The sequence below is a fragment of the Sphingomonas sp. SRI_018 genome (assembly GCF_057586275.1).
Genome location: NZ_JBYCZO010000001.1, coordinates 2,077,591 through 2,103,360, shown reverse-complemented (window position 1 = coordinate 2,103,360; position 25,770 = coordinate 2,077,591). Strand labels below are relative to the sequence as shown.

Below are 25,770 nucleotides of genomic sequence, written 5' to 3'. Positions count from 1 at the left end.
ATGTCGCGACGGGTTGTGCCCGCGCACGAAAGCGTTAAAGCGCGCAAATGGCTAGCCGACCACTGACCTTGTACGAGAAAATCTGGGCCGATCACGTGATCGAGCGCCGGGACGATGGCACCTGCCTGATCTACATCGACCGCCACCTCGTCCATGAGGTGACCAGCCCGCAGGCCTTCGCCGGCCTTCGCGCGGCGGGGCGGCCGGTGCGCCGGCCCGAACTTACGCTCGCGGTTCCCGATCATAACCTGCCGACCACGCCGCGTGTCGATGCGGAGGGCCACATGCTGCCGATCGCCGACCCGGAGAGCGCCAACCAGCTCGCTGCGCTGGAGGCGAACACGCGCGAGTTCGGTATCGACTATATCGGCGCCACCGACCCCGCGCAGGGCATCGTCCATGTCGTCGGCCCCGAGCAGGGCTTCACCCTGCCCGGCACCACCCTGGTGTGCGGCGACAGCCACACCTCGGCGCATGGCGCGCTGGGGGCGCTGGCGTTCGGCATCGGCACCAGCGAGGTCGAGCACGTCCTCGCGACGCAGACCTTGCTGCTCCAACAGTCGAAGACGATGGAGGTACGCGTCGACGGCACGCTCGGCTTCGGGGTCAGCCCCAAGGACGTGGTGCTGGCGATCATCGGCAGGATCGGCGCCGCGGGCGGCACCGGCCACGTCATCGAATATACCGGCAGCGTGATCCGCGCGATGTCGGTCGAGGGACGCCTGACCGTCTCCAACATGTCGATCGAGGGCGGCGCGCGCGCCGGCCTGATCGCGCCGGACGAGACGACCTTCGCCTATATCAAGGGCCGCCCGATGGCGCCCAGCGGCGAGGATTGGGAGCGCGCGATCGAGGCGTGGCGGCGGCTGCCGACCGATGCCGGCGCGGTCTATGACAAGACGGTAGTGCTCGACGCGACCGACATCGCGCCGTCGCTGACCTGGGGCACCAGCCCCGAGGACGTGGTGCCGATCACCGGCGTCGTCCCCGATCCCGAGAGCTTCGCCGATCCGGCCAAGCGCGCCGCCGCGGCCAAGTCGCTCGACTATATGGGTCTCAAGCCCGGCACGCGGATGCAGGACGTGGCCGTAGAGCACATCTTCATCGGCAGCTGCACCAACAGCCGCATCGAGGACCTGCGCGCCGCCGCCGCGGTGGTGAAGGGCCGCCATGTCGCCGACCGCATCCGCCAGGCGCTGGTCGTCCCCGGCTCGGGGCTGGTCAAGCGCCAGGCCGAGGCGGAGGGGCTCGACCGCATCTTCGTCGAGGCGGGATTCCAGTGGCGCGAGCCGGGCTGCTCGATGTGCCTGGCGATGAACCCGGACAAGGTACCGGCGGGCGAGCGCTGCGCCTCGACGTCCAACCGCAATTTCGTCGGCCGCCAGGGACCGGGCGCGCGCACGCACCTAGTCTCGCCGGCGATGGCGGCGGCGGCGGCGGTGACCGGTCGGCTCGCCGATGTCCGCGAGCTCATGGGGGGAGGAACGGCATGAAGAGGGTGATCGTGCTGCTGGTCGTCGGCACATTGGTGAGCGCCATCGGCGCGGTCTGGGCTTCGGCGCATTCGAAACCGGCGCAGGAGGCGGCGCGTCCGCATGGCTGAGCCGATCACCACGGTCGAAGGCACCGCCTATCCCTGGGGTGCCAAGAACATCGACACCGACATCATCATCCCCGCGCACTGGCTCAAGACCACGACGCGCGAGGGGCTGGGTAAAGGCGCGTTCGAGGCGGTCCGCGCCGAGCCCGGCAACGTGTTCGACGACCCCCGCTATGCCGGGTCGCCGATCCTGATCGCGGGCGAGAACTTCGGCTGCGGCTCCAGCCGCGAGCACGCCGCCTGGGCGCTCGCCGACATGGGCGTGAAGGCGGTGATCGCGCCGAGCTATTCGGACATCTTCTCCGGCAACGCGGTCAAGAACGGCATCGTGCCGGTCGTGCTGCCGCAGGAGGCGGTCGACCGGCTGCTCGATGTGGCGAAGGACCATCCGGTCACCGTCGACCTCGAGACGATGACCGTCACCACCCCCTTCCAGGATCGCTTTTCGTTCGACCTCGATCCCTTCCGCCGCATGTGCCTGATGCAGGGGCTGGACGAGATCGGCTTGACGCTGGCGCAGGATACCGCGATTTCGAAATATGAATCGGGCATGGCGCAAAGCCGCCCGTGGATTGCGAGGAGAGTTGCTGATGCGGGCGTTGCTGTCGGAGGTGCCGGGCGGACCTGAAACCCTGAAGCTGGCCGAACTGCCCGATCCGGCAGCCGGCCCCGGTCAGGTGGTGGTCGCCGTCAAGGCCTGCTCGATCAACTACCCCGACGTCCTGATCATCGAGGACAAATACCAGTTCAAGCCGCCGCGCCCGTTCGCGCCGGGCGGCGAGATCTCCGGCGTGGTCGAGGCGGTGGGGGAGGGCGTCGCCGGCTTCGTCCCCGGCGACCGCGTGCTGGCGATGGTCGGCAACGGCGGGCTGGCCGAGAAGGCGGCGGTCGAGGCGGCCCGGCTCTACCGGCTGCCCGAGGGCCGCAGCTTCGAGGAGGGTGCATCGCTGCTCCTCACCTACGCCACCACCATCCACGCGCTGCTCGACCGGGGGCATCTGAAGCCGGGGCAGACATTGCTGATCCTCGGCGCGGCCGGCGGAGTCGGGCTGGCAGCGATCGAGCTCGGCAAGGCATTCGGCGCGCGCGTGGTCGCCGCCGTCTCGTCCGAGGAGAAGGCCGCGGCGGCGAAGCAGGCCGGGGCCGACATCACGCTCGTCTATCCCCGTGCACCATTCGACAAGGAACAGTCGAAGGCGCTCGCCGACGCCTTCAAGGCGGCGGTCGGGCCCGACGGCGCCGACGTCATCTACGATCCGGTCGGCGGCGACTATGCCGAGCCGGCGCTGCGCGCGATCGGCTGGGAGGGGCGCTATCTCGTCGTCGGCTTTCCCGCCGGCATCCCTCGGCTGCCGCTCAACCTCACCTTGCTCAAGAGCTGCGACGTCTGCGGCGTGTTCTGGGGCGCCTTCGCCATGCGCGATCCCGCGGCCAACCAGGCGCATGTCGACCATCTCTTCCGTCTGTGGTCGGAGGGGAAGATCGCGCCCCGCGTCACCGAGACCTTCGCCTTCGCCGATGGCGGCAAGGCCATCGCCAAGATGGCTGCGCGTGGGGCGATCGGGAAGCTGGTGGTACGGGTGGGGGCTTAAGAGGGCTTAGCCGTTGCGCCCCTCGCGTCGCCCCCCTATCTCAGCCGGCGTAACAGTTCAGGGGCCAGGCATGACCGATTTCGAGGACCGCAAGCGCGCGTTCGAGACCAAATTCGCCCGCGACGAGGAGATGGCATTCCGCATCACCGCCCGTCGCAACCGGCTGGTCGGCCAGTGGGCGGCCGCCAAGATGGGGCTGACCCCGGAAGAGACCGACGCCTATGCCAAGGCGGTGGTCCAGGCCGACTTCGAGGAAGCCGGCGACGAGGACGTGGTCCGCAAGCTCGTCGGCGATCTCACCGCCGCCGGCATCGACACCGACGAGGCGGAGGTCCGCCGCGCGCTCGAGGAGGCGCTGGTCGACGCCCGCCGCCAGCTCCTGGAATCCAAGTAACATGCCGATGGACGCCGCCGAGATCGAGACGCTGATCCGCCAGGGCATCCCCGATGCCGTGGTGCGGATCGACGACCTTGCCGGCGACGGCGATCATTATGCCGCGCATGTGACCAGCGCGAGCTTCCGGGGCATGCCCCGCGTCCGCCAGCACCAGGCGGTCTATGCCGCGCTCGGCGGGCGAATGGGTGGCGTGCTCCATGCGCTCCAGCTCACCACCGCGGCCCCGCCCGAGGAGTAATCGAAATGACCGACATCAACACTCGCATCGACGGGATCGTGAAGGGCAGCGACGTGCTGCTGTTCATGAAGGGCACGCCGATGTTCCCGCAATGCGGCTTCTCCAGCCGCGCGGTGGCGATCCTCCAGCACCTCGGCGTCGAGTTCGACAGCGTCGACGTGCTCCAGGACCAGGACGTCCGCCAGGGCATCAAGGCCTATAGCGACTGGCCGACCATCCCCCAGCTCTACGTCAAGGGCGAGTTCATCGGCGGATCGGACATCATGATGGAGATGTACGAAACCGGCGAGCTCAAGGAACTGCTGGCCGAAAAGGGAGTTGCGCACGCGGCATAACGACCGCGGACGAAGGGGATGAGCGGTGTTGAGGCAGACCGGCTCGTCCAACGTCGCCGATACGGCTGCGCCGCCGCGGTCTCCGCTGCTCGTCTGTGACCTGACCCAGAGCTATACGCCGTCGGGCGGCGGCGGGATCAGCACCTATCTGCGCGAGAAGCGCGACTATGTGCTGACCCACACGCCCCATCACCTGCTGCAGATCGTACCGGGTCCGGAGGACAGGGTGACCGTCAACGGCCGCCATGTCTTCGTCGAGGTCGGCGCGCCCCCGGTGCGCGGCAGCCCCAACTACCGCTTCATCCTGCGCACGTCGAAGGTGCGCGAGGTGCTGGAGGAATATCGGCCCGACATCATCGAGTCGCTCTGCCCCTGGGTGCTGCCCTGGACGGCGATCCGCTACCGGCGCGCCTTTCCCGAGACGGCGCTGGTAGCGGGCTATCGTACCGATTTTCCCAACGCCCATGTCTATCGCGTCGGCCGCGACATGTTCGGCGAGGTCGCGGGCCGTTTCCTGCGTCTGGTGAGCTGGGGCTATGCCGAGGTCACCTATCGCGAGTTCGACCACGTCTACACGCTGAGCGAGGATGCGCGCACCCAGCTCGCGCGCAAGAAGATCACCCGCACCAGCGTGCTGCCGCTCGGCGTCGACACCAACTTGTTCCATCCCGGCAAGCGCGACCCCGGCTACCGCGCCGAACTCGGCCTGCAGCCGAGCGACGGGCCGCTGCTGATTTACGCCGGCCGTATCGATAACGAGAAGCGCGCCGACCGGCTGCTCGCGATGTTCAAGGCGCTGCCTTCCGATCTCGGCGCGGCAATGGTGATGGTCGGTGACGGCAAGCTGCGCAACCGTCTCGCCTCCGAGGCGGCCGGGCTGCCGATCGCCTTCCCCGGCTTCGAGAAGGATCGGGCCGAGCTCGCCCGCGCGCTCGCCTCGTCGGACATCTACGTCTCGGCGATGGCGGACGAGACCTTCGGCATCTCGGTGGTCGAGGCGCAGGCGTCGGGCTTGCCGGTGGTCGGCGTCGCCGGCGGAGCCATGCCCGATCGGGTGCCGCCCGGCACCGGCTATCTGGGGCCGGTCGACGACACTGCGGCGATGGCGCGCAACGTCGTCCGTATCTGGCGCGAAGGCGCGGCGGCGATGGGGATAAGGGCACGCGCGACGGCGGCGTCCATCTATGACTGGCGCCGCACGTTCGAGCTGTTGTTCGATACCATCTACCCAGCCGCCCTGTCGCATACCGCGGTGCGACTCGAGGAGGACGCGGCGCTGCTGTTCCCGCCCAGGCGCGATCCGCGCTCGCGTACTTATCGAGGCTGAGGAGGCCGGGTGCGGGCGGGTCGACCCGGAGACTGAGCGACCCGCCCGGCTAACTGAAGCGGAGAACCGCTCGGCCGCTGCCAGCGTTGCAGCGTGCGTGCCAAACAGTGCCAGTCAGCAATTTCCGCGAGATTCGCTGGTTAATGAAGTTCTACGTTGAACCGAAGTGTAAGCTGGGCCGACACTCCTGACCGTCATGCCGGACTTGTTCCGGCATCCACTCATCAATGAGCCGCGGCGCCGGTGGCTCGGTGGACCCCGGAACAAGTCCGGGGTGACGCAGTGGGTGGGCAGGCATTGGTCGGACATCGGACATGCCATTCATCCTCCATTCACCCACTTGACTACATTCGTAATCACGCCGACAACGAACGGGGCTGATCGAGGGAGCGAGCGAATATGGCCGAGCGGATCAGTGATGCGGAACATGCGGTGATGGAGGTGCTCTGGGACGAGTCGCCGCTCACTGCGCAGGATGTGGCGGAGCGGGTGGCGCCGGTCCGCGGCTGGAGCGCCAATACCGTCAAGACCCTGCTCGGCCGGCTGCTCGCCAAGAAGGTGGTCGGGCATGAGGAGGTCGGCCGGCGCTATCTCTACCGGCCGCTGGTCGAGCGCGGCGATTATGTCTCGGGCGAGTCGCGCCGGCTGATCGACCGGCTGTTCGGCGGCAAGCTCACGCCGCTGGTGGCCCATATGGCCGAGCACGACCAGCTCACCGCCGAGGACATCGCCGAGATCGAGGCGCTGCTCAAGGACCTCAAGCAATGATCGCCTGGGCGATCGAGACCCTGATCGCCACCACGCTGCTGATGCTGCTGGTGCTCGCGATCCGCCAGCCGGTGCGCCGCGCCTTCGGGCCGGATGTCGCCTATGCGTTGTGGGCGCTGCCGGTGCTGCGGCTGCTGCTGCCGCCGCTGCCCGAAAGCTGGCGCGAGAGCACCATGAGCGCGCTCCCGGCGCTGCCTGCGCCGGAGGACATCACCATCTATCTCGGCGAGCCGGTGATGACGCTGCCGGTGGAACCGGCGTCCGGCATCGGCTGGCCCAGCTGGGTGTTGATCGCCTGGGCGGTGGGAGCAGCCGCGTTCCTTGCCTATCATCTCATCACCCACAGCCGCTTCTGCGCGCGGGTTCGCGAGATGGCCGGCAGTGTGCGGGTGGTCGCCGCCGGCAACGTCGAAGTGATCGAGACGGGAGCCGCCACCGGTCCGCTCGCCTTCGGCATCAGGCGCAAGTATGTCGCCTTCCCGCGCGACTTCGCCGAACGCTACGACCCGCTCGAGCGCGACCTCGCGCTGGCGCACGAGCTCGGCCACCACGCCCGCGGCGACCTGATCGCCAATTGGGTGGCGCTGGTGGTGCTCGGCATCCACTGGTTCAATCCGATCGCCTGGCGGGCGTTCCGCGCCTTCCGCGCCGATCAGGAGATGGCGTGCGACGCGCTGGTGCTGTCCGGCCGCGCGCCGGAGCTGCGCCACGCCTATGGCCGCGCGATCGTCAAGTCTGCGCACGGCGGCGCGGTGTCCGCCGCCTGCCATCTCCACACCGTCAACGAGCTGAAGGGGAGGTTACGGATGCTGACCAGGCATGAGAAGGCGTCGCGCGGGCGGCTGGCCGCCGGCACCGGCGCGCTGGCGGCGCTGACGCTGGTCGGGCTCGGCGTCACCGCGTCGGGCACCCAGGCCGCCGAGCGCGTCCGCTCGGGGATCGAGAGCACCACCGGGGTCGACATCGCCAGCCTCGAGCTGCCGCCGCTCCCGCAGGTCGCGCCGCCGGCTGCGCCTGCGCCCGCTCCGGAGCCGCAAGCCGCTCCAACCCCGCCGCTTCCGCCTGCTCCGCCAGAAGCGGCCAAGCACAAGCGCAAGCTGGTCGTGACACGCGACAAGGACGGCAAGGTCACGACGCACGAATTTTCGGACGACGATTTCGACGTCGATCTCGACGAGGACGACAAGGGACGCGGCTTCGCCTTCCGGCGAATGGACGACAAGGATTTCCCCTGGAGCGACAAGGAACGCGCCGAGTTCCGCCGGCAGATGAAGGCTATCCCCGAAGTCAGCTCGCGCAGCTGCGGCAACGGCTCCGGCAGCGCCAACCAGATGGTGATCCACACCAAGGAAGGCGAGAAGCGCAAGATCATCATCTGCACCGATCGCATCAAGCGCCAGGCGGACCTCGCCCGTGCCCAGGCGACGCTCGCTCGTAACCAGGCGGAGCTTGCCCGCACCCAGGCGCTGGCGCAGGTCGACGTCGCCAGCATCGAACGCAACGCCAGGGCCCAGGCGCTCGCCGGCTTGCGTCGTGCCCGCGCCAGCGTCGAGCGCGCCGACATGGGCGACGACGCCCGCGCCCATGCGCTCAAGGGTATCGACCAGGCGATCGCCGACATGGAGTCCGGCAAGGACTGAGTTGAGGAAGGAGGGCAGGGCGTCCGGCGACCCCTCGTGCGCCGGGCCGCGCCGTCTTCCGCACGCGCGCGGCTCTTGTGAGCCGCGCGCGGAGCGGCCATCTGATGGCGATGACCGACGTGCCGCACGACACGCCCGAGACGCTCGAACCCGGCGTCGTCCGCCTGACCGCGAACAATCCCTCGCCGTTCACCAAGGACGGCACCCAGAGCTATGTCGTCGGCACCCGCGACGTGGCGGTGATCGATCCGGGGCCGATCGACGATGCCCATCTCGCCGCGCTGCTCGACGTGATCGGCGGCCGCCCGGTCGCCGCGATCCTCTGCACCCATACGCACCGCGACCACAGCCCGCTCGCAGCGCCGCTCAAGGCCGCGACCGGTGCGCCGGTCGTCGGCTGCGCGCCGCTCGCGCTCGACGATCTCGGCCCGCGTGCCGATGCGTCGTTCGACCCGGACTATACGCCCGACCGCGTGCTCGCCGACGGGGACACCGTCGCCGGCGACGGCTGGACGCTGGAGGCGATCGCGACGCCGGGCCACACGTCGAACCATCTCTGCTTCGCGCTCGTCGAGAGCAAGGCGCTGTTCAGCGGCGATCATGTGATGGGCTGGTCGACCAGCATCGTCTCCCCGCCCGACGGCGACATGGGCGATTACATGCGCAGCCTCGACAAGGTGCTGATCCGCGACGACCGTGTCTATTATCCCGGCCATGGCCCGGCCGTGGACAATCCCCAGCGGCTGGTGCGCGGGATGATGGGCCATCGCAAGCAGCGCGAGGGGCAGATCCTCCGCCTGCTCCAGCGCGGCACGGGCGACGTCGGCGCGATGGTCGAGGCGATGTACGTCGGGCTCGACCGGCGGATGCATCCCGCGGCGGCGCGATCGGTGCTCGCGCATCTCCTGGACCTGCGCCGGCGCGGCCTCGTCGCCGGCGACGAGGGCGAGCCATGGACGCTGGCAGCGTGACCCCGCCATCCCCGCCGGGCAAAGGCGGCTCGCTGACGCGCGGCTGCCTCGTCGCGGTCGGTGCGCTGGCGTTGATGGCGCTCGCGGCGGCCGGCGCCTTCTGGCTGGCGACGCGCTGGGTCGACAAGCAGCTCGATCCCGATCCAGTCACCGTCGCCAGCGCCAGCCTGCAGGGGCTGCGCGAGCAGAACCGCCTGTCCGCCTTCGCCGCGCGCTACGTCGCGGTCGTCACCTCGAGCCAGTCGCGCCTCGGCCTCACCGCGCAGAAGACGCTGATCATGCCCGGCATGGTCCGCTACGAGGTCGATCTCGGTAAGCTGAATCAGGGCGACGTGAAGTGGGACGCCGGCACCCGCACGCTTTCGGTCAAGCTGCCGCCGGTCGAGCTGGTCGGGCCGCAGGTCGATCTCACCGCAATCCGCGAATATGGCGGCGACGGGCTGCTCACCAAGTTCACCGATGCCGAATCACGGCTCGATACCGCCAACCGCCGCGCCGGCCAGGCCGAGCTCGTCCGCCAGGCGCGCGAGCCGGTGCCGATGCGGCTCGCCCGCGACGCTACCCGCCGCGCGATCGAGCGCAGCTTCGCGATGCCGCTGCGCGCCGCCGGGATCGACGCCAGGGTCGATGCCTGGTTCCCCGACGAGCGGCCGGGGATCGGCCTCGAACGCTGGGATACGACCCGCTCGGTCGACGAGGTGCTCGGCAATCGGCGCTGATTGGTCCCATGCCCGAACCGTGCTAGGATCGCCGCAGGGGTGGTTTCGTCGGGGGACGGAACATGGCAACCGTGATTGCAGACGCGCCCGCGATGCGGCGCGACGAGCGTTTTTTCCTGATCACCGCGATCGCGATGGCGCTGACCGTCGTCGCCGGCTTCTCGCTGCAGCTCGCCGCGGGGCGCTCGACCTTCGCCTCGCCGCCGCTGCTCCATGCCCATGCGATCGTGTTCATGGGCTGGGTGGCGCTCTACGTCACGCAGAACGTGCTGGTGTCGCGGGGCGCGATGCCGCTCCATCGCCGGCTGGGCTGGATCGGTGCGGTCTGGGTCGTCGCGATGGTCGTGCTGGGCTTCGCGGTGACGGTCGCGATGGTGCGGCGGGGCGGCGTGCCGTTCTTCTTCCGGCCGCTCCACTTCCTGGTGTTCGATCCTGCGACCGTGGTCACTTTCGCCGGGCTCACGGCAGCGGCGATCGCGCTCCGCCGGCACACCGACTGGCATCGCCGGCTGCACTATTGCGGCATGTCGCTGCTGCTCGGCCCCGCCTTCGGTCGCCTGCTGCCGCTGCCGTTCCTGATCCCCTGGGCTTTCCATGCCGCCTTCGCCGCCGCGATGATCTTCCCCGCGATCGGCGTTGCCGCCGACCTGCGCCGGAGCGGCCGCGTGCATCCCGCCTGGTGGTGGGGGATCGGCACGATGGTCGCCTGCGTGATCGTGATCGAGGCGATCACCTACAGTCCGCTCGGGCTGGCGCTCTACCGCGCGGTAACGGCGGGATCGCCCGGTGCCGCGATCGATCCGCTCGCGTTCCCGCCGCCGCCTCCCGGCCTCTTGATAACGGGGCGCAGCCCGTCCATCTGACCGCCGAAGGGCGAAGAGGATCGGAACCGCATTCATGGACGCACGCAACGGCATCGGCGGCACGCTGACGGGAGTCGACCTCCGCGCCGAGATCGACCGGCTGCGCAAGGAGCGCAACGCCGTCATCCTCGCGCACTACTACCAGAAGCCGGAGCTGCAGGACCTCGCCGATTTCGTCGGCGACAGCCTCGATCTGTCGAAGAAGGCGGCGGAGACCGACGCCGACGTTATCGCCTTCTGCGGCGTGCGCTTCATGGCGGAGGTCGCGAAAATCCTGTCGCCGGACAAGATCGTGGTGCTGCCCGACATGGACGCCGGCTGCAGCCTGGAGGACAGCTGCCCGCCCGAGCAGTTCGCGGCCTTTCGCGCCCAGCACCCGGACCATATCGCGCTCACCTACATCAACAGCTCGATCGAGGTGAAGGCGCTCAGCGACATCATCGTCACCTCGTCCTCGGCCGAGAAGATCCTCGCGCAGATCCCCGCCGACCAGAAGATCATCTTCGGGCCCGACAAGCACCTCGGCGGCTACATGAACCGCAAGACCGGCCGCGACATGCTGCTATGGCCGGGCGTGTGCATCGTGCACGAGGCGTTCAGCGAGACCGAGCTGCTGAAACTCAAGGCGCAACATCCGGACGCGCCGGTCGCCGCGCATCCGGAATGCCCGCCGCATGTGCTCGACCATGCCGATTACGTCGGCTCGACGAGCGGCATCCTCAATTTCGCCAAGACCTTTCCAGGCGACACGCTGATCGTCGCCACCGAGCCGCACATCATCCACCAGATGGAAAAGGCGGTGCCGGAGAAGAGTTTCATCGGCGCGCCCGGTGCGGACGGCAACTGCAACTGCAACATCTGCCCGTACATGGCGCTCAACACGATGGAGAAGCTCTACGTCGCGCTGCGCGACCTCGAGCCGCGCATTGAGATCGAGGAGGGGCTGCGCCTGCGCGCCAAGACCAGCCTCGACCGGATGCTCGCGCTGGCGAGCGGCACGGTGGGGATGGGCGATCTCGGGCCGATGAAGGTGACCGGCGACTGAGGCCGGTCGAAAAGGCGGCTGCGGAGGACGATCGCCCCCGCAGCCGTTGTCGTTGACGCTTACTGCTTGACCGTCACCTCGACCCGGCGGGCAGCGGCGCTGCTGCCGGCGGCGGCGGTCGTCTCGGCCGGCTTCTCGAGCACGACCGCGTCCTCGGGAATGCCCGCTGCCTTGAGCGCCGCGGCGACCGCTTGCGCGCGGTTCTTCGACAGCTCGGCGTTCAGCGCGGCATTGCCGGTGGCGTCGTTGAAGCCGGACACCGCCAGCTTGGCGCCCGGATGCGCGGCGACATAGGCCTTCACGTCCGCCGCCTTCTCCGCAAAGCCGCTCGCGACGTTCGACTTGCCCGTGTCGAAGTAGACGGTGAGCGCCGGCAGGCCGTTCCGTGCCTCCGCCAGCACCGCCGCGCCCGCAGGCTCGGCCGCCGCCGTGGCTGCGCCGGCCGCGTTGCCGCTGACGTTGCCGAGCTCCTCGCCGGCGGTGCCGCTCAGGTTGCCGTCGGTGACGTTGGCAAGGTCGGCATCGGAGACGATCCCGGCGTCGTTGCCGCTCAGGTTCTCGAGCGTCGTGTTCGAGGTCGCAAGACCGGCTTCTCTGTTCTGGCAGGACTTCAGCAGCAGGACGAGTGCGATCAGCGCCAGCGCCAGCAGCAGCCAGGGCCACCATTTGCCGAACCAGGAGCCGCCGCCCCGCCCGTCGGGCAGATCGCCGAGCGGCTGGCTGCCGCCGCCGCCCGATCCGCCGCCCGTGGATGCGCCACCGCCTCCGCTCCCACCGGTCGCCGCCGAAGCGGCACCGCTGCCGAGCGCTGCAAGCCCGGCTGCGCCCGCGGCGGCGGCACCGGTCGCGGTGCGGCCGATCCCCGCCGCGCCGGCGGCCGGAGCGTCGATCTTGTCGTCATTGTCGGCGAGCGCCGCCGCGCCGGCGGCACTCGCCGTACCCGCCGCCGCACCGCCGCCGAACAGGCCGAGCTTCCCGAAATGCTCGGCGAGCAGGTAGTAGACGGTGACGCGGTTCTTGGTCCGATCCTCCTTCATCCGGTCGCCGACGGCGGCGATCGCGCGGTCGAGCTCCTCGTCCGGATCGGTCAGCGCGAGCTTCTTCTTGAGGAAATTCTCGCGCACCCGCCCGGTCTCGGTGGCGTCGCTGAACGACACCAGCGACGAATCGCGATTGCGTAAGGCTATACCGCAGTACCGGATGATGCCGGCAACGGCCGCCTCGTCCAGATTGGCAACATATCGTCTGACGTCTGCAATCCAATCTTCCGCCATTACGACCTCCTCTCACGATGGGAGAAAGTCGATCGTAATACACTTGCCGATTGCCGGCAATCGACCGTTGGAAACGTCTTATGACGGAATTATGTCATTGCTCCAGGTGCCGTGGATCGTTCGTTGTCCGGACCGATCCATTTCGGTGATCAATCCTGCACGGGCGTCGGGAATTCGCAAGATTCCGCATCCGGCGCAGGCATGAAATTATGCCACCTCAGTGACGCTATCGGGCCAGTCGTCCGTCCTCGATCGCCGCCGGCTCGAACGTGAACAGCAGCTTCGGATCGGGCGCCGCCGTCTTCCTGGCGACCTTCGCCGGCGCGGCGGTGCGCAGGATATGGCGGATGATCGCCTTGCGTGCCGCCTTCTTGTCGTCCGCCAGCACGCAGGTCCAGGGCGCGACCGGCGTATGGGTGTGCAGCAGCATCGCGTCGCGCGCCGCCGAGTATTCCGCCCATTTCTTCTGCGCGACCGCATCGAGCGACGAGACCTTGAGCGCCTTCAGCGGATCGCTGCGTCGCTCCTTGAGGCGTTTCGCCTGCTCGTCCTTGCTGATGTCGAGCCAGAACTTGATCAGCCTGATCCCGCTCTCGACCAGCATCCGTTCGAAATCGGGGGCGTCGCGCAGGAATTGTGCCTGCTCCTCCGGCGTGGAGAAACCGTTGACCACCTCGACCCCTGCGCGGTTGTACCAGCTGCGGTTGAAGATCACGAGCTCGCCCGCGGCGGGGAGCTGCGCTGCATAGCGTTGGAAATACCATTGGCTGCGCTCGCGGTCGCTCGGCTTGGGCAGCGCCACCACGCGCGTGTTGCGGATCGAGAGATGCTCGGTGATCCGCTTGATCGATCCGTCCTTGCCCGCGGTGTCGCGCCCTTCCATCACGATCACCACCCGGTCGCCGCTCTCGGCCGCCGCCTGCTGCATCCTCACCAGCCCGAGCTGCAGCGTCTCCAGCTCGTCGAGATCGTCGTCGCGGTGCTTGGCCATCGGCGCAATTCCCCTCTGCCTAACTCCAGTGGATTATGCCACAAGCGCGCCGGCTGACCAGCAACGGCGGGGAAGGACAGGCAATGGGGGACTTCGACGTCGACGCTTTCGTGCACGCGACGCTGGCGGAGGACCTGGGCGAGGCGGGGGACGTCACCTCCGCTGCGGTGATCCCGGAGGACGCGCTGTTCGACGGCGTGATGGACAGCCGCGACGCGATCGTCGTCGCCGGGCTGGAGATCGCCGCCGCCTTCTTCCGCGCGCTGGACCCCGACGTCGTCGTCGAGCCGCTCGTCGCCGACGGCGACAAGGTGGCGGCCGGCACCGATCTCATGCGCCTTTCCGGCAAGGCACGCGCGCTGCTCACCGCCGAGCGATCGGCGCTCAATACCGTCCAGCACCTGTCGGGCATCGCCACGCTGACCCGCAGCTATGTCGATCGCATCGCCGGCACCGGCGCGGTGCTGCTCGATACGCGCAAGACCATTCCGGGCCTACGGTTCCTCGAGAAATATGCGACCCGCATGGGCGGCGCGCAGAACCACCGCATGGGATTGTGGGATGCGGCGATGATCAAGGACAATCACGTCGCCGTTGCCGGCTCGGTGGAGGAGGCGGTGCGCCGCGCGGTTGCCGCCGGCATCGGCGAGATCATCGTCGAGGTCGACCGCATCGACCAGATCGAGCCCGCGCTCGGCGCCGGCGCCACTCACCTCCTGCTCGACAACATGGACCCGCCGACCCTGCGCGGCGCGGTGACGCTGGTGAGAGGGCGGGTGCCGACCGAGGCGTCCGGCGGCGTCCGGCTGGAAACGATCCGCGCGATCGCCGAGACCGGCGTCACCTACATCAGCGTCGGCCGGCTCACCCAGTCGGCGCCCGCCGCCGACATCGGCCTCGACTTCGCACCACGCTTGCCCGGCGCGTGAGCAGCGCTATCGTTCCGCACAGCAGAGGGGGAAGAGAGATGACGCGACCGCTTTCGATCGTGCGCTTCGAGCAATTCTACATCGGCTACTGGCTCGTTGGCCTCGTCAACACCGTGATGTCGTGGGACCGCTCGTTGAGCATCGCGATGCGCAATCCTGCGGTCGCGGCGATGGGGCCGGGGTTCCTCTACGCGACCACGGCGGTCGGGCTCGCGATCCCGCTGCTGCTGTGGTTCTTCATCGCCCGCCGTGGCAGCGCGATCGCCAAGTGGATATTGGTGGTCCTGTTCGGCATCGGCATCCTCGGCCTCGTCTTCACGGTCATGAGCGGGCGTTTCCCGAGCGGCCTGTCCGGCGTGCTGGCGGCGATCGCGCTGGTGCTGCAGGCGATCGCCGTCGCGATGCTGTTCCGCCCCGACACCGGGCCCTGGTTCGGCGAAAGCGAACCCGAGGCCGATGAGCGCGAGCCCGAGGCCGAGGCATGATCCGCCTGGCGCTCGCAGCCGCCGCGCTGCTGACCCCGGTCGCCGCCTCGGCGCAGGCCTATCGCTGCGCCATCCCCGGCGACCTGCCGCGCCCGCGCGCCGACGGGCCGGACACGCGCGAGCCGAAGCGCGTGGTGCCGATCGGCGGCTATACGCTGGCGATCACCTGGGCCGCGCAGCATTGCCACGACAATGCCCGTGAGGCCTCGGCGCGCTTCCAGTGCGCGAGCGGCAACCGCTTCGGCTTCACGCTGCACGGATTGTGGCCCGACGGCACCGGCGCCAAATGGCCGCAATATTGCCGCCCGGCGCCGCTGCTCGGCGAGGACGTGCTGCGCCGCAATCTGTGCGCGACGCCCTCCGTCCAGCTCCTCCAGCACGAATATGCCAAGCACGGCACCTGCATGGGGCTGCCGCCGGCGCAATATTTCGCGCGTTCGACCGGCCTCTATGGGCGGCTGCGCTATCCGGACATGAACGCGCTGTCGCGGCGGCCGAACCTCACCGCCGGCCAGTTCGCGATGGCCTTCGCCCGCGCCAATCCCGGTTTGCGCGCGAACATGATGCGGATCACCGCCAACCGGCAGGGCTGGCTCGAGGAGGTGTGGCTGTGCCTCGACAAGCGCTTCGCCTTCGCCGCCTGCCCGGCGCACCAGGGCGGGCTCAAGCCCTCCGCCCGGCTCAGGATCTGGCGGGGCGGAGGGGCCTGATCGGTCAGCCCTCGATCACCACGCTCGACGGGTAATGCTGGTCGAGGTGCTTGCGGATGATCCGGAGGTTGCGCGTGTTCGAACGGAAGAAGAAGTCGGGAATCGCGCCCACCCACGGGATCATCCCGAGCGCCCAGTCGAAGCCGATGTTCCCCGCCATGCGCGCGATCTGCCCCTTGGACATGCCGAGGTTGCGCGCCTCCCACACCATATAGGCACCCATCGCCGCGGCGATGGTGGTGCCGCCGAACGGCAGCAGGTCCAGGATCACGTCGAGCCCGAACGCAGTCTTGAGTCCCGGAATCCGTATGCTGCGTTCGAGCAGCTTCTCCAGCGCCTCCACGCGCTGGCGCACCGATGCGGGATCGGTGCCGAGCGGGAAGGTCGGTGTCATGCGAGTCGGCTTGGCCATCGCAATCAGTTGGGAACGCCGCGCAGATGGTTCAATGGATGGAAGGCGCGGGCATTGGGCGTCCAGGCGCGCAGCCGCTCCGCGACCAGCGACCAACGCAGCGGCTGGGCGAGCGGAATGAAGGCGACATCGGCGGCAAGCGCCGCATCGGCCTCCGCCAGCCGATCGGCCCGCGCGCGCAGCGTCGGCGCGTCGCGCGCGGCCTCGATCAGCCTCGCCGCGTCCCCGCCGCACGGCTGGCAGGCGGTGCGCAGATACCAGCGCGCGCTGTCGTAGGGCGCGACCGCGTCGACGAGCCGCAGGTCCGCCGCATCGCGCATCCCGACCCGCACGGCGCCGATGCCGATCTGTCCCAGCGACGCCGCCAGCCTCCCGTAGAGCAAAGTGCCGCCCGGCCCGGCCGGAAGCGCGATGCGGAGCATGATCGGCCCGTGCACCTGCTTGTAGAGCGCCACCCGCGCCTGGGCCGTCGCCACCCGGTCCTGAGGCGCCACGCTCGCCCAGCCGGGCACCGTCGGCGGCGCGGCCGAATCGAGCTGGGCCGGCAGCACCGTCTCGGCCGCCGGCCAATTCTCCCGGAACGCGGCCGTCACCGCCGCCCGGTCGATCGCCATCGCCAGCGCGCCCCGACCCAGCGGATCGGCGAGGAAGCCGTTGCGGTTCGCCACCGCCAGCCCGAACAGGCCGTTCGGGGCGTCGACGCGCAGGTTGATCGGCTCGATCGGCGCCTGGGCCAGGATCGGCCAGTCGGCGATGGTGCCGCCTTCGACCAGATCGATCTGCTTGCCGGCGAAACGCGCGATCGCCAGCGCTGCCCGCTCGCCGCGCAGCCGCACGAACTCCTCCGGCTTGGGCTCCTCGGGTTCGTCGTCGGGGCTGCGCACCGGATCGAATGCGGGGCGGAGCAGGATGCCCGGCCCTCGGTCGCGCTCGATGCGGAACGGCCCGCTGCCGCCCCGGCGGGCGAGGATCGCGAGCTCCGGCTGCGCGAAGAGCTTGAGGATGTCCGGCCGCGGCCGCGACAGCTGGACCTCGATCACCTGCGGCGTCATCGCGACGATCTCGTCGATCGCGCTGAGATAGGGGAGGAGGGGATTGCGGCTGCCGCGCGCGATCGCGCGGCGCAGGATCGTCACGACGTCGTCGGCGGTGACGGTCTCCCCGTCGGGCCATTCGGCGTCGCGCAGGCGGAAGATCACGCTCTTGCCGTCGTCGATCACGATCCAGCGCTCGGCGAGCCCCGGCTCGATGCCGCCCGCGGCGTCGAAGCGGACCAGCCCCTGCGCGGTCGCGTCGAGCAGCAGCCGGCTGGCGGGGCTGAGCGACTCCCGGCTGGGATCGCCGAGCGCGGCGGGGCCGCCGATCACGCTCACCTCGACCGGCTGATCGTCGCTTCGCCGCGATCCGCAGGCCGTGAGCGTCAGCGCCAGCGCGATCGCGCCGGCAATGGTGCGGACGGCGGGACTCGAAGACCTTTTGCGCCCATTAGCTGCCGTTGCCACAACTCAATACTCCAAAGCAGATGCCCCGAGACCTTAAAGAGTTCAATGGAATGAGGTCGAGGGAGCATGACCCAGCTTGCCGTCATATATCCCCGGTGGTCTCGCCCATCGAGGATTGCGTTGAGGAGGATCGGGTTTGCGAGGTTGGGTACTCTTCCATCAAAATCTCGATCCGTCGCTGCCCGAGGTGCCGGAGGTCTTTCGCTTTCAGGAGGCGGCCGCACTCGCCGGCGTCGAACTTGAGGTATTCAAGCCGCAGAATTTCGATCTGATCGTCGGTGCCGGTGACGATTGGACCGCGACATATGAGAACAGGGCCGTCGAGCGACCCGACTTCGTCCTGTGCCGGACAGGCGCGGAAACCGACTATGCCACGCTGGCGCTGCTCCGGCACCTTGAACGGCGCGGCATCCGGCTGATCAACGGGCCCGCGACGATCGAGCTGGTCGCGGACAAGCTCCACACGCTGCAGACGCTGGCGCGTGCCGGGCTGCCGGTCCCGCGAACGATCCTGGCCAAATTCCCGCTCGACCCCGATCTCATCGAGCGCGAGCTCGGCTTCCCGGTGATCGTGAAGACGTTGAAGGGCACGCGCGGGGCCGGTGTGCTCAAGTGCGAGGACCGCAGTCAGTTCGAGGACCTTGCCGGCCTGCTCGAAAGCGCGGGTGCGCAGGCCGGGTTCATCCTTCAGCACTATATCCGCGCCAGCCACGGCCGCGACGTCCGCGTCCTGGTGGTCGGCGGGCGGGTCGTCGCCGCGATGGAGCGCCGGTCGCTGACGGGCGGCTTCAAATCGAATGTGTCACTGGGCGGCGTCGGCGTCGGCTACAATCCGCCCCGCGACATGGCCGAGCTGGCCGTCCGGGCGGCCGAGACGCTGGGCCTCGACGTCACGGGCATCGACATTCTGTTCGACGAACATGGTTATCGCATCTGCGAAGCCAATTCCGCACCCGGCTTTCAGGGGCTGGAGCGTGCGACCGGCCTCGATGTGCCGTCGGCGATCCTCGACTGGATCGTCTCGACCCATGCGCCGGCGCCGGCCGTTCCCGTCCATTCGGAAGGTGACGCGGTCGTCGATCTCATATTCGGCGGGCGCACCGGCCTTCGCGAGATCAGCGACCGCAGCACGAGCTATGCGGGCTTCGCCAAGGCAGTCGGCGTGCGTCTGATCGGGGGCGGTATGTCCGTGCTTGCCCATGCGTCGTTGCCTGACGGCGTGGTCGACCGGCAGGGCGCGACCGGCTCCAGCCTCCGTGCGCTCTATGACAATGCCGCGGCGACCCCGCAGATTCGTCTCGACGAAGCCGAACAGGAGCGCACGCTGATCGTCACGCTCGCGGTCTCGATATGGGCGGCCGCCCTGCCTTGGCTTTCGGGCGCGGGGGTCTGGCTGAGCGGCACCCTGTCCATCCTCGCCATACTGTTCCCGGTCGTGTTCCTGCTCACAGCGCCATCGGGGCGCGCCCGCCGCATCGCTGCGGCCAGGCGGCCATCGAGCCGTTCGCGCTGATGGACTGGGCAGCGATTCCGTGGGCGGAGCTGGCGCCCTTCGTGGTCATCGGTTTCTGCGCGCAACTTGTCGACGGCGCGTTCGGCATGGGCTTCGGCCTATTGTCAAACGCGCTTCTTGTCGTGCTGGGGATACCTCCGGCTGCGGCATCGGCGACGGTCCGTACCGCCGAAAGCTTCACCAGCGGCCTTTCCGGCCTGAGTCATGCGCTGCAGCGCAATGTCGACTGGTCGCTGTTCGCCCGGCTGGTCGTTCCCGGAATCCTTGGGGCGTTCTTCGGCGCATGGTTGCTGCTGCGCGTCCACGCCGAGATCGTTGGTCCGGTGGTGCTGGCCTATCTCGCCGCACTCGGCATCTACCTGCTGTGGCGCGGGGCGCGCCGGCCGCAGGCCTATCGCCGCCAGCGGCTGGTGGCGCCGCTGGGGTTTGTCGCCGCCCTGATCGACACGTCCGGCGGCGGTTGGGGCCCGATCGCGACCGGGACATTGATGGCCCAGGGCGCAAACCCCCGGACGGTGATCGGGACGGTGAGCGCGGCCGAGTTCTTCGTGACGGTCACCGTGTTCAGCGCGCTTGTCGGCACGCTGGGGCTCGAGACGATTGCTCCGCTTGCCGTCGGGCTTGCAGTTGGCGGCGCGGTGGCGGCGCCGGTCGCCGCGTTCCTCGTCAAGCGGCTTGCTCCCAAGACGATGATGTCTCTCGTCGGCGCGTTGCTCGTCGTCGGGAGCATCTATGGCTTGCTCAGCGTGATGGTTGAGCAGATCCCGGCGTTTCCCCGGTTCTAATTTCACTGGCAACAGCCAGCCATATGTTTCCGGCTGCTCAAGCTCCCGGTGCCGGGATCACGGCGTCAGGCTGCGATATGAGCGGACCTGAGCGTCTCCAGCGGCCGGGGATCGATCCAGCCGCGGACGTCGAAGCTCTGCGGAATGAAGTTCCAGCGGTGCAGGAAATCCGTGAAATCCTGGATCGCCGCGATCGACTGCTCCGCCAGATCGGTCTTGAGGCGCTTCTGCGCGTCCTCGCCATAGGCGACCGACACCCAATATTCGCTCGAATTGGTCTCGCGCGCGAGATAACGGCGCACCTCGGACGGATGATCCTGCGCCCAGGCCTCGGCGCGCAGTACCTGGTCGAGGATGGTGACCGCCGCGTCGAAGTGATTGTCGAGCAGATGGCCGTCGACCGCGAGCGTGCGCGGCGTGCCGTTGTTCGAGCGGATCAGCGGCTCGGGATGGGCGCCGGTGTCGATTACCGTGGTCAGGCCGAACTGGTTCGCCGCCTGCGCGCCGTGCACGCCCTTGAGGAAAATCGCGTCGACCTCGCCGCGCAGCAGCGCGATCAGCTCCAGGTTGTTCGCCCGTGCCCGGCTGCCCACGCGGCGTGCGAGCGTGCCGCCGACATTCACCGCCTGCTCGTCGCTGTAGTGGCTGTCGATGTCCTGATCGACCAGCTCGACGTCCGAGACCTTCAGCCCTTCGAGGCTCAGTGCGTTCTCCAGCCCGCGGATCGCCTGGGCGCGGGTGAAGTCGATCTCGACTTGCTTCCAGTTGGGCAGGCCGAAGCGGCGGCCTTTCAGGTCCTTCACGCCCCGGATACCCGATTCCGGGCTGGCGAGGATCAGCTGCGTCTCGTCGGCCCAGGAAAGGCCGATCACCCGCGTGTCGCGCCCGCGCGCCTTGGCGCTGATCGCCGGGATGTTGCCGCCGTGCCGTACCGAATTGCGCACCGTGTGGCTGAAATGCGATTCGCGCGTCGCGAAGTCGTTGGATTCGAGCAGCGAGGACAGCTTCGTGCCCCGTGCCCGAAAGGCTTCCTCCAGCCAGCCGTGCTGAATGGCGATACCGAGCCCGGTCGGAACCGGGCAGCGCGTGTACCAGAGCGTGTCGAGCGTGTCGGTCATGGGCAGATCCTCAATCAGGAGACAGCGGCGAGGGCAGGCGGCGCCGGCGCTTCGCTCGGCGCGGCGGAGGCGATCCGCGGACGCGGGAGGTTCAGGTGCTCGCGCAGCGTGGTTCCCTCATATTCGGTGCGGAACAGGCCGCGGCGCTGCAGTTCGGGCACCACCAGGTCGACGAATTCGTCGAGCGAGCTCGGCAGCAGCGGCGGGATGAGGTTGAAGCCGTCGGCGGCGCCGCGCTCGAACCAGTCCTGGATCTGGTCGGCGATGTCGGCCGGCGTGCCGATCACCACGCGATGCCCCCTGACGGCGTTGAAGCGCAGGAAGAGCTGGCGGATCGTGAGATTCTCGCGCCGGGCGAGCTCGGTGAGCTGGCGCCAACGGCCCTTGCCGTTCTCCGGCTCGGGCAGATCGGGCAGCGGGCCGTCGAGCGGATAGCCGCTCACATCCTGACCCATCAGGTTGAGCTCCCCGGAGAAATCGACGGCGGCCTCGAGCGCGGCGAACTTGTCCTGCGCTTCCTGCCGGCTGCCGCCGATCGCGAAGGACAGGCCCGGCATCACCTTGAGTGTGTCGGGATCGCGGCCGTGCCTGGCCATGCGACCCTTCACATCGGCATAGAAGCGCTGCGCCTCCTCGATGAACTGCGCAGCGGCGTAGATCATCTCGGCATATTTGGCGGCGAACTCGCGGCCCACCTCCGAATTGCCGGCTTGGGCGAAGACGGGGTGACCCTGGATCGGACGCGCGGCGTCGAGCACGGTGCTGAGCTGGAAATATCTGCCCTGATGGCGCACCGGATGGACGTCGTTCGGATCGAGATAGAGGCCGCTGTCGCGGTCGGCGTGGTCGAACGCGTCGTCCTCCCAGCTGTCCCAGAGTGCGCGGGCGACGTCGACGAACTCGGACGCGCGCTCGTAGCGTTCGGCATGGCTCAGCGGCTGTTCGACGCCGAAGCTCTGCGCGGCGCCGTCGGCCAGCGACGAGACGATGTTCCAGCCGACCCGCCCGCCGCTGATATGGTCGATCGCGGCGAAACGCCGGGCGAGTGCATAGGGATGATCGAAATTGGTGTTCACCGTCGCCACCAGCCCGATCCGGCTGGTGACGGCGGCGAGCGCGGCGGTGAGCGTCAGCGGCTCGAAATCGAGGAAGGCGTGGCGCCGCTCGATCCCCTTGGTGCTGTCGCCGGCGATCCCGACGAAATCGGCGAAGAAGGCAGTGTCGAACTTGCCGCGCTCGGCGGTCTTCGCCAGTCCGGCCCAGTAACGGAAATCGGGCCGCCCGCTCTCCGCCGAGCCGGGCTGGCGCCATGCGCCGGGGTGATGCCCATGGCGGGTGAGGAACACGCCGAGGGCGAGCTGCCGCTTGCTGGCCGTCATCGGCGTTACTCCGCCGCTTCCGCCGCCGCGTCGGCGTAGTGGATCGTGCCGTCGTCGTCGACATGAGCGTCCTGGGGTACCAGCTTGCCCATCTTCCACTGCTGCTCGAGCACGCCCGGGCCGAAGGGCTTGGAGCCGCCCAGCGCCGCGCCCAGGATCTGGAACTGCGCGCCTTCCTCAAGCAGCACGATGGTGTTGACGAGGTCGCGCAGCCCCTTCCAGCTCCAGATGGTGGCGCCGCCGTTCGCCTCGACGATGCCGGGCACCTCATGGTCCTGCTCGATCGAGTCGAGAATGAAGTCGACTTCGGCCTGGCGCCGGTTGATGTAGACCGGCAGCTCGGCGGTGAAGCGGAAGCGGCGGTTGGGGACATAGAGCAGCGGCAGCGCCTGATGCGCCTGCGAATAGGCGCCGAGATGCGGCGTGTGGACGTGGCTGATCGCCTGGACGTCGGCGTGCGTCTTGAACAGCTTGAGGTAGCGCGCGGCGCCGCCGGGCTTGTTGCTCCACAGGCTGTTGCCGTCGAAATCGATCACCGCCGTCTGCGGCTGATCGGGATCGTCCTCCCACAGGCCGAGGTAGTTGAGCGTGACGATCTTGTTCTCGCCGGGAATGCGGACGGCGAAGAACAGGGTGCCGCTCGCCGAGACGGTGCGCGTCTCGCGCAGCAGGCGGAAGGCGCGGCGGGCCTCCTGCTCGGTCTTGGTGACGAAGGCGATGGCTTCGGGCGACAGGCTGGACTGTACGGACATGACGATCCTCCTCAGGCAGGTTGGTGGGCGCGGATGGCGGCGCGGTCGTTGAGCGCGCGGGCGGCTTCGAGCGGGCGCGGGTCGATCCAGTCGGACAGGCTGAAATCCGCGTCGAGGAAGCCGTGGGTGAACAGGAATTTCTTCTGCTGGTCGAACAGCGCGACCCGTTCGGGATCGAGCGTCGGGTGCAGCCCTTCGTGCAGGCGGCCATAGGCCTGGACGACCGCGGCGGCGCTGCCCTCGGTCTCGAACTCCAGGATCGTGCGCAGCCTGTCCGGCTGATCGGCGACCCAGTCGGCGGCGCGCAGCGTCACCGCGAGGAAGCGCGCCAGCAGGTCGAAATGATCGTCGAGCAGCGACTGGTGGACGGTGATCGGCCGCGGCGTGCCGTTGTTCACGCGGAAGCGCCGATCGGGCAGCGCGTCGAGGTCGATCGCAACGACCAGTCCCGCCTCGCGCGCCTGGTCGAGCGCCGCTGCGCCCTTGACGTAGATCGCATCGACATGGCCGTCGACCAGTGCCTGGATCGGCCACAGCCGCCCCACGCCGGACCGGCGCGGCGCGAGGTCGCGCCCGCTGCCGCCGATGTTGCGGAGATGGTCCTCGACCTCCACCAGCACGACGTCGTCGAGGGTCAGGCCGGCCGAGGCGAGCGCGCCCTTGTAGCCGGCGAGCGACATGCCGCGTGCGATGCTGGTGCCGCGGACGTGGCTGGGGATGTCGTTCCTCGTCCAGCCGGGAAGGGCGAGGCGGCGGCCGGTGAGGTCCGCGGCGCTGCGGATGCCTGTGCCCGGGCGCGTGAGGATGAGCTGGCTCTCCTCGATCCAGGTGAGGCCGACCAGCTTGGTCGGTTCGCCCTGCGCGCGGGCGGCGATCGCCAGCATGTTGCCGCCTTCGCGGATCAGCGTCGGCAGGCGGTGGTCATAATGGTGCCGGGCAAGCTCGGAGCCCGATTCCTGCAGCGTGCGGATCGCGATGCCGTCGGCGGCGAAGTCCTCGGCGAGCCAGCCGAGCTTGTAGGCGATGCCGGTCGCGGTGGGCACCGGGCAGCGCGTGAACCAGAGCTCCGCAGGCGTGCTGTCCACTGCCTGTTCCAACACCGTTGCCATCGCCAGTCTCCTTCGGCGGTTCCTGCCGGAAGAAGGAGCAAGGGACGTGCCAAGCGCGATCCGCCCGGAATTGCGTCGGTCCGGACGCAGGGGCGGCGGGACGGTGCGCGATATTCAGCAGCGAGCGTGGTGAGTTTTCACCGAAGCGCCCTCGCGTCGCCCGTCAGATCAGCCCGAAGTTCTTGAGATAGGTCCGCACCACGTTGCGCGTCACGCCCAGCGCGGCGGCGGTCTTGATCTGGTTGGAGCCGTGCTGCTCGAACGTCTGGGTCACCACCGCGCTGATCAGCCGGTCCAGCAGCGCGTCATGGCCGCCGTCGAGCAGCTTCGCGATCATCGGCCGCACGATCTCCTCGAGGTTCGCCGGTGCGGCGCTATCGCCCGGCTCTTCATATCCGATGAGCGCGAGCGTATCGCCCGCGGGCAGCAACCCGAGGTCCTCGACCTGGATCAGGCCGTCCTGGCATACCAGCGCGGCGCGATGGATGGCGTTCTCCAGCTCCCGGATGTTGCCCGGCCAGTCGTAGCGGTAGAGCGCCTCTTCCGCGCTGGGGCTGAGGTCGAGTCGGTTCGGCTGGATCCTGTCGCCGTAGATCTGGAGGAAATGCCGGGCGAGCGGCAGGATGTCCGCACGCCGCCGGCGGAGCGGCAGCAGCGGCACCGTCACCACCTGGAGGCGGTAGAAGAGATCGGCGCGGAAGGCCCCGGCCGCCACCGACTGGTGGAGGTCGACATTGGTCGCGGCGATCACCCGCACGTCGAGCGGGATCGGCGTGCGCGATCCGAGCCGGACGACCTCGCGCTCCTGGAGGACGCGCAGCAGCTTGACCTGGAGCGACAGCGGCAGGTCGCCGATCTCGTCGAGGAACAGGGTGCCGCCGTTCGCCGCCTCGAACCAGCCCGGCCGCGCGATATGGGCGCCGGTGTAGGCGCCCTTCTCATAGCCGAACAGCTCGCCCTCGATCAGCGTCTCGGAGAAGGCGCCGCAGTTGACCGCGATGAACGGACCCTGCGCACGATCGCTCAGCGCATGGACGTAGCGCGCGACCAGTTCCTTGCCGGTCCCGGTTTCGCCGATCACCAGGATGTTCGCTTCGCTCGGCGCGGTCTTCTCGATCAGCGGAACCAGCGCGCGCGACTGCGGATCGGAGAAGACGAACGCACGGGCGCGCACGCCCACCGAATGATGCTTGCCCGAATCGAAGGACAGGACCGGGTGTCCGCCAAGGCGCGGTGAGGCACCGGCACCGACATTGGTTCGCTCTGCGAGATCGGCCTGTGGAATTGCGACCATGGGTTCCTCCCGATCTGCCCGG

The 25,770-nt window shown here is 68.9% G+C and carries 27 protein-coding genes; 18 read left to right on the top strand and 9 right to left on the bottom strand.

Annotated elements, in window-relative coordinates; translation table 11 throughout:
* Positions 1-47: 47 nt before the first annotated feature.
* The 13 genes from leuC to nadA all read left to right on the top strand — a co-directional run bounded on the left by leuC (position 48) and on the right by nadA (position 11,495).
* A complete protein-coding gene (gene leuC, locus AC2YHA_RS09790; RefSeq protein WP_487401335.1) occupies positions 48-1,493 on the top strand; it encodes a 3-isopropylmalate dehydratase large subunit in 1,446 nt (481 codons plus the stop codon).
* A 102-nt stretch (positions 1,494-1,595) separates the two neighbouring features.
* The gene (gene leuD, locus AC2YHA_RS09785) at positions 1,596-2,228 is read left to right on the top strand and encodes a 3-isopropylmalate dehydratase small subunit (protein ID WP_487401334.1); all 633 of its coding nucleotides are present in this window, start codon (positions 1,596-1,598) and stop codon (positions 2,226-2,228) included.
* Positions 2,191-3,192, top strand: a complete 1,002-nt coding sequence (locus AC2YHA_RS09780) for an NADPH:quinone oxidoreductase family protein (RefSeq protein WP_487401333.1) — start codon at positions 2,191-2,193, stop codon at positions 3,190-3,192. The genes leuD and AC2YHA_RS09780 overlap by 38 nt, the downstream gene beginning before the upstream one ends.
* A gap of 70 nt (positions 3,193-3,262) precedes the next feature.
* Complete coding sequence (locus tag AC2YHA_RS09775) at positions 3,263-3,586, top strand: DUF1476 domain-containing protein (protein ID WP_233785586.1); 324 nt, start codon at positions 3,263-3,265, stop codon at positions 3,584-3,586.
* Between the two features lies 1 nt (position 3,587).
* Entirely contained in the window at positions 3,588-3,827 is a 240-nt protein-coding gene (locus tag AC2YHA_RS09770; protein WP_233785587.1) for a BolA/IbaG family iron-sulfur metabolism protein, read from the top strand.
* A 5-nt stretch (positions 3,828-3,832) separates the two neighbouring features.
* Positions 3,833-4,162 (top strand): Grx4 family monothiol glutaredoxin, encoded by a 330-nt coding sequence (grxD, locus tag AC2YHA_RS09765; protein WP_233785588.1) that lies wholly within the window; start codon positions 3,833-3,835, stop codon positions 4,160-4,162.
* Positions 4,163-4,187: 25 nt separating this feature from the next.
* Positions 4,188-5,489 carry a glycosyltransferase gene (locus AC2YHA_RS09760; RefSeq protein ID WP_487401332.1) on the top strand — a complete coding sequence of 434 codons (1,302 nt, stop codon included), beginning with the start codon at positions 4,188-4,190 and terminating at the stop codon, positions 5,487-5,489.
* A gap of 399 nt (positions 5,490-5,888) precedes the next feature.
* Complete coding sequence (locus AC2YHA_RS09755) at positions 5,889-6,257, top strand: BlaI/MecI/CopY family transcriptional regulator (RefSeq protein ID WP_233785590.1); 369 nt, start codon at positions 5,889-5,891, stop codon at positions 6,255-6,257.
* Positions 6,254-7,897 carry a M56 family metallopeptidase gene (locus tag AC2YHA_RS09750; RefSeq protein ID WP_487401331.1) on the top strand — a complete coding sequence of 548 codons (1,644 nt, stop codon included), beginning with the start codon at positions 6,254-6,256 and terminating at the stop codon, positions 7,895-7,897. Before AC2YHA_RS09755 ends, AC2YHA_RS09750 begins: the two co-directional genes overlap by 4 nt.
* 110 nt (positions 7,898-8,007) lie before the next feature.
* Positions 8,008-8,868 (top strand): MBL fold metallo-hydrolase, encoded by an 861-nt coding sequence (locus AC2YHA_RS09745; RefSeq protein ID WP_487401729.1) that lies wholly within the window; start codon positions 8,008-8,010, stop codon positions 8,866-8,868.
* Positions 8,850-9,587 carry a DUF4230 domain-containing protein gene (locus AC2YHA_RS09740; RefSeq protein WP_487401330.1) on the top strand — a complete coding sequence of 246 codons (738 nt, stop codon included), beginning with the start codon at positions 8,850-8,852 and terminating at the stop codon, positions 9,585-9,587. The genes AC2YHA_RS09745 and AC2YHA_RS09740 overlap by 19 nt, the downstream gene beginning before the upstream one ends.
* 62 nt (positions 9,588-9,649) lie before the next feature.
* Positions 9,650-10,450 carry a DUF2306 domain-containing protein gene (locus AC2YHA_RS09735; protein ID WP_487401329.1) on the top strand — a complete coding sequence of 267 codons (801 nt, stop codon included), beginning with the start codon at positions 9,650-9,652 and terminating at the stop codon, positions 10,448-10,450.
* Positions 10,451-10,484: 34 nt separating this feature from the next.
* Positions 10,485-11,495: a quinolinate synthase NadA gene (gene nadA / locus AC2YHA_RS09730; RefSeq protein WP_487401328.1), complete on the top strand. Its 1,011-nt coding sequence runs from the start codon at positions 10,485-10,487 to the stop codon at positions 11,493-11,495.
* A 59-nt stretch (positions 11,496-11,554) separates the two neighbouring features.
* Here the strand turns inward: nadA and AC2YHA_RS09725 are convergent, their stop codons facing one another.
* The gene (locus tag AC2YHA_RS09725) at positions 11,555-12,769 is read right to left on the bottom strand and encodes a DUF2853 family protein (protein ID WP_487401327.1); all 1,215 of its coding nucleotides are present in this window, start codon (positions 12,767-12,769) and stop codon (positions 11,555-11,557) included.
* A 226-nt stretch (positions 12,770-12,995) separates the two neighbouring features.
* Entirely contained in the window at positions 12,996-13,760 is a 765-nt protein-coding gene (gene ppk2 / locus AC2YHA_RS09720) for a polyphosphate kinase 2 (RefSeq protein ID WP_487401326.1), read from the bottom strand.
* 83 nt (positions 13,761-13,843) lie between these two features.
* On the opposite strand from ppk2, the gene nadC reads away from it, so the two are divergent.
* The 3 genes from nadC to AC2YHA_RS09705 are packed head-to-tail and all read left to right on the top strand — an operon-like array spanning position 13,844 to position 15,884.
* On the top strand, positions 13,844-14,689 hold the full coding sequence (gene nadC, locus AC2YHA_RS09715; protein WP_487401325.1) for a carboxylating nicotinate-nucleotide diphosphorylase: 846 nt from the start codon (positions 13,844-13,846) through the stop codon (positions 14,687-14,689).
* Between the two features lie 38 nt (positions 14,690-14,727).
* The gene (locus AC2YHA_RS09710) at positions 14,728-15,174 is read left to right on the top strand and encodes a hypothetical protein (protein WP_233785597.1); all 447 of its coding nucleotides are present in this window, start codon (positions 14,728-14,730) and stop codon (positions 15,172-15,174) included.
* On the top strand, positions 15,171-15,884 hold the full coding sequence (locus AC2YHA_RS09705) for a ribonuclease T2 family protein (RefSeq protein WP_487401324.1): 714 nt from the start codon (positions 15,171-15,173) through the stop codon (positions 15,882-15,884). Before AC2YHA_RS09710 ends, AC2YHA_RS09705 begins: the two co-directional genes overlap by 4 nt.
* A 4-nt stretch (positions 15,885-15,888) precedes the next feature.
* On the opposite strand, the gene AC2YHA_RS09700 is transcribed toward AC2YHA_RS09705, so the two are convergent.
* Positions 15,889-16,278 carry a DUF4112 domain-containing protein gene (locus tag AC2YHA_RS09700; RefSeq protein ID WP_487401323.1) on the bottom strand — a complete coding sequence of 130 codons (390 nt, stop codon included), beginning with the start codon at positions 16,276-16,278 and terminating at the stop codon, positions 15,889-15,891.
* A gap of 23 nt (positions 16,279-16,301) precedes the next feature.
* Positions 16,302-17,798 (bottom strand): ABC transporter substrate-binding protein, encoded by a 1,497-nt coding sequence (locus AC2YHA_RS09695; protein WP_487401322.1) that lies wholly within the window; start codon positions 17,796-17,798, stop codon positions 16,302-16,304.
* Positions 17,799-17,934: 136 nt separating this feature from the next.
* Between AC2YHA_RS09695 and AC2YHA_RS09690 the strand changes: the two genes are divergently transcribed.
* Together AC2YHA_RS09690 and AC2YHA_RS09685 are read left to right on the top strand one after the other, a co-directional pair.
* The gene (locus tag AC2YHA_RS09690; RefSeq protein ID WP_487401321.1) at positions 17,935-19,311 is read left to right on the top strand and encodes an ATP-grasp domain-containing protein; all 1,377 of its coding nucleotides are present in this window, start codon (positions 17,935-17,937) and stop codon (positions 19,309-19,311) included.
* The gene (locus AC2YHA_RS09685) at positions 19,311-20,096 is read left to right on the top strand and encodes a sulfite exporter TauE/SafE family protein (protein WP_233785602.1); all 786 of its coding nucleotides are present in this window, start codon (positions 19,311-19,313) and stop codon (positions 20,094-20,096) included. The genes AC2YHA_RS09690 and AC2YHA_RS09685 overlap by 1 nt, the downstream gene beginning before the upstream one ends.
* A gap of 65 nt (positions 20,097-20,161) precedes the next feature.
* Here AC2YHA_RS09685 and AC2YHA_RS09680 read toward each other — a convergent pair whose 3' ends face one another.
* The 5 genes from AC2YHA_RS09680 to AC2YHA_RS09660 all read right to left on the bottom strand — a co-directional run bounded on the left by AC2YHA_RS09680 (position 20,162) and on the right by AC2YHA_RS09660 (position 25,748).
* Positions 20,162-21,214 carry an ABC transporter substrate-binding protein gene (locus AC2YHA_RS09680; protein ID WP_487401320.1) on the bottom strand — a complete coding sequence of 351 codons (1,053 nt, stop codon included), beginning with the start codon at positions 21,212-21,214 and terminating at the stop codon, positions 20,162-20,164.
* 14 nt (positions 21,215-21,228) lie between these two features.
* Positions 21,229-22,593 (bottom strand): LLM class flavin-dependent oxidoreductase, encoded by a 1,365-nt coding sequence (locus AC2YHA_RS09675; protein WP_487401319.1) that lies wholly within the window; start codon positions 22,591-22,593, stop codon positions 21,229-21,231.
* A 5-nt stretch (positions 22,594-22,598) separates the two neighbouring features.
* Positions 22,599-23,345: a class II aldolase/adducin family protein gene (locus tag AC2YHA_RS09670; protein ID WP_487401318.1), complete on the bottom strand. Its 747-nt coding sequence runs from the start codon at positions 23,343-23,345 to the stop codon at positions 22,599-22,601.
* Positions 23,346-23,356: 11 nt separating this feature from the next.
* Positions 23,357-24,454: an ABC transporter substrate-binding protein gene (locus tag AC2YHA_RS09665; RefSeq protein ID WP_487401317.1), complete on the bottom strand. Its 1,098-nt coding sequence runs from the start codon at positions 24,452-24,454 to the stop codon at positions 23,357-23,359.
* Positions 24,455-24,617: 163 nt separating this feature from the next.
* Positions 24,618-25,748: a sigma-54 interaction domain-containing protein gene (locus AC2YHA_RS09660; protein WP_233785607.1), complete on the bottom strand. Its 1,131-nt coding sequence runs from the start codon at positions 25,746-25,748 to the stop codon at positions 24,618-24,620.
* Positions 25,749-25,770: the final 22 nt, after the last annotated feature.

Excerpts from the sequence above, each read along its gene's own strand:
- leuC (WP_487401335.1), top strand. The coding sequence starts at position 48 with ATGGCTAGCCGACCACTGACCTTGTACGAGAAAATCTGGGCCGATCAC.
- leuD (WP_487401334.1), top strand. The coding sequence starts at position 1,596 with ATGGCTGAGCCGATCACCACGGTCGAAGGCACCGCCTATCCCTGGGGT.
- AC2YHA_RS09780 (WP_487401333.1), top strand. The coding sequence starts at position 2,191 with ATGCGGGCGTTGCTGTCGGAGGTGCCGGGCGGACCTGAAACCCTGAAG.
- AC2YHA_RS09775 (WP_233785586.1), top strand. The coding sequence starts at position 3,263 with ATGACCGATTTCGAGGACCGCAAGCGCGCGTTCGAGACCAAATTCGCC.
- AC2YHA_RS09770 (WP_233785587.1), top strand. The coding sequence starts at position 3,588 with ATGCCGATGGACGCCGCCGAGATCGAGACGCTGATCCGCCAGGGCATC.
- grxD (WP_233785588.1), top strand. The coding sequence starts at position 3,833 with ATGACCGACATCAACACTCGCATCGACGGGATCGTGAAGGGCAGCGAC.
- AC2YHA_RS09755 (WP_233785590.1), top strand. The coding sequence starts at position 5,889 with ATGGCCGAGCGGATCAGTGATGCGGAACATGCGGTGATGGAGGTGCTC.
- AC2YHA_RS09750 (WP_487401331.1), top strand. The coding sequence starts at position 6,254 with ATGATCGCCTGGGCGATCGAGACCCTGATCGCCACCACGCTGCTGATG.
- AC2YHA_RS09745 (WP_487401729.1), top strand. The coding sequence starts at position 8,008 with ATGACCGACGTGCCGCACGACACGCCCGAGACGCTCGAACCCGGCGTC.
- AC2YHA_RS09740 (WP_487401330.1), top strand. The coding sequence starts at position 8,850 with ATGGACGCTGGCAGCGTGACCCCGCCATCCCCGCCGGGCAAAGGCGGC.
- AC2YHA_RS09735 (WP_487401329.1), top strand. The coding sequence starts at position 9,650 with ATGGCAACCGTGATTGCAGACGCGCCCGCGATGCGGCGCGACGAGCGT.
- nadA (WP_487401328.1), top strand. The coding sequence starts at position 10,485 with ATGGACGCACGCAACGGCATCGGCGGCACGCTGACGGGAGTCGACCTC.
- AC2YHA_RS09725 (WP_487401327.1), bottom strand. The coding sequence starts at position 12,769 with ATGGCGGAAGATTGGATTGCAGACGTCAGACGATATGTTGCCAATCTG.
- ppk2 (WP_487401326.1), bottom strand. The coding sequence starts at position 13,760 with ATGGCCAAGCACCGCGACGACGATCTCGACGAGCTGGAGACGCTGCAG.
- nadC (WP_487401325.1), top strand. The coding sequence starts at position 13,844 with ATGGGGGACTTCGACGTCGACGCTTTCGTGCACGCGACGCTGGCGGAG.
- AC2YHA_RS09710 (WP_233785597.1), top strand. The coding sequence starts at position 14,728 with ATGACGCGACCGCTTTCGATCGTGCGCTTCGAGCAATTCTACATCGGC.
- AC2YHA_RS09705 (WP_487401324.1), top strand. The coding sequence starts at position 15,171 with ATGATCCGCCTGGCGCTCGCAGCCGCCGCGCTGCTGACCCCGGTCGCC.
- AC2YHA_RS09700 (WP_487401323.1), bottom strand. The coding sequence starts at position 16,278 with ATGACACCGACCTTCCCGCTCGGCACCGATCCCGCATCGGTGCGCCAG.
- AC2YHA_RS09685 (WP_233785602.1), top strand. The coding sequence starts at position 19,311 with ATGGACTGGGCAGCGATTCCGTGGGCGGAGCTGGCGCCCTTCGTGGTC.
- AC2YHA_RS09680 (WP_487401320.1), bottom strand. The coding sequence starts at position 21,214 with ATGACCGACACGCTCGACACGCTCTGGTACACGCGCTGCCCGGTTCCG.
- AC2YHA_RS09675 (WP_487401319.1), bottom strand. The coding sequence starts at position 22,593 with ATGACGGCCAGCAAGCGGCAGCTCGCCCTCGGCGTGTTCCTCACCCGC.
- AC2YHA_RS09670 (WP_487401318.1), bottom strand. The coding sequence starts at position 23,345 with ATGTCCGTACAGTCCAGCCTGTCGCCCGAAGCCATCGCCTTCGTCACC.
- AC2YHA_RS09665 (WP_487401317.1), bottom strand. The coding sequence starts at position 24,454 with ATGGCAACGGTGTTGGAACAGGCAGTGGACAGCACGCCTGCGGAGCTC.
- AC2YHA_RS09660 (WP_233785607.1), bottom strand. The coding sequence starts at position 25,748 with ATGGTCGCAATTCCACAGGCCGATCTCGCAGAGCGAACCAATGTCGGT.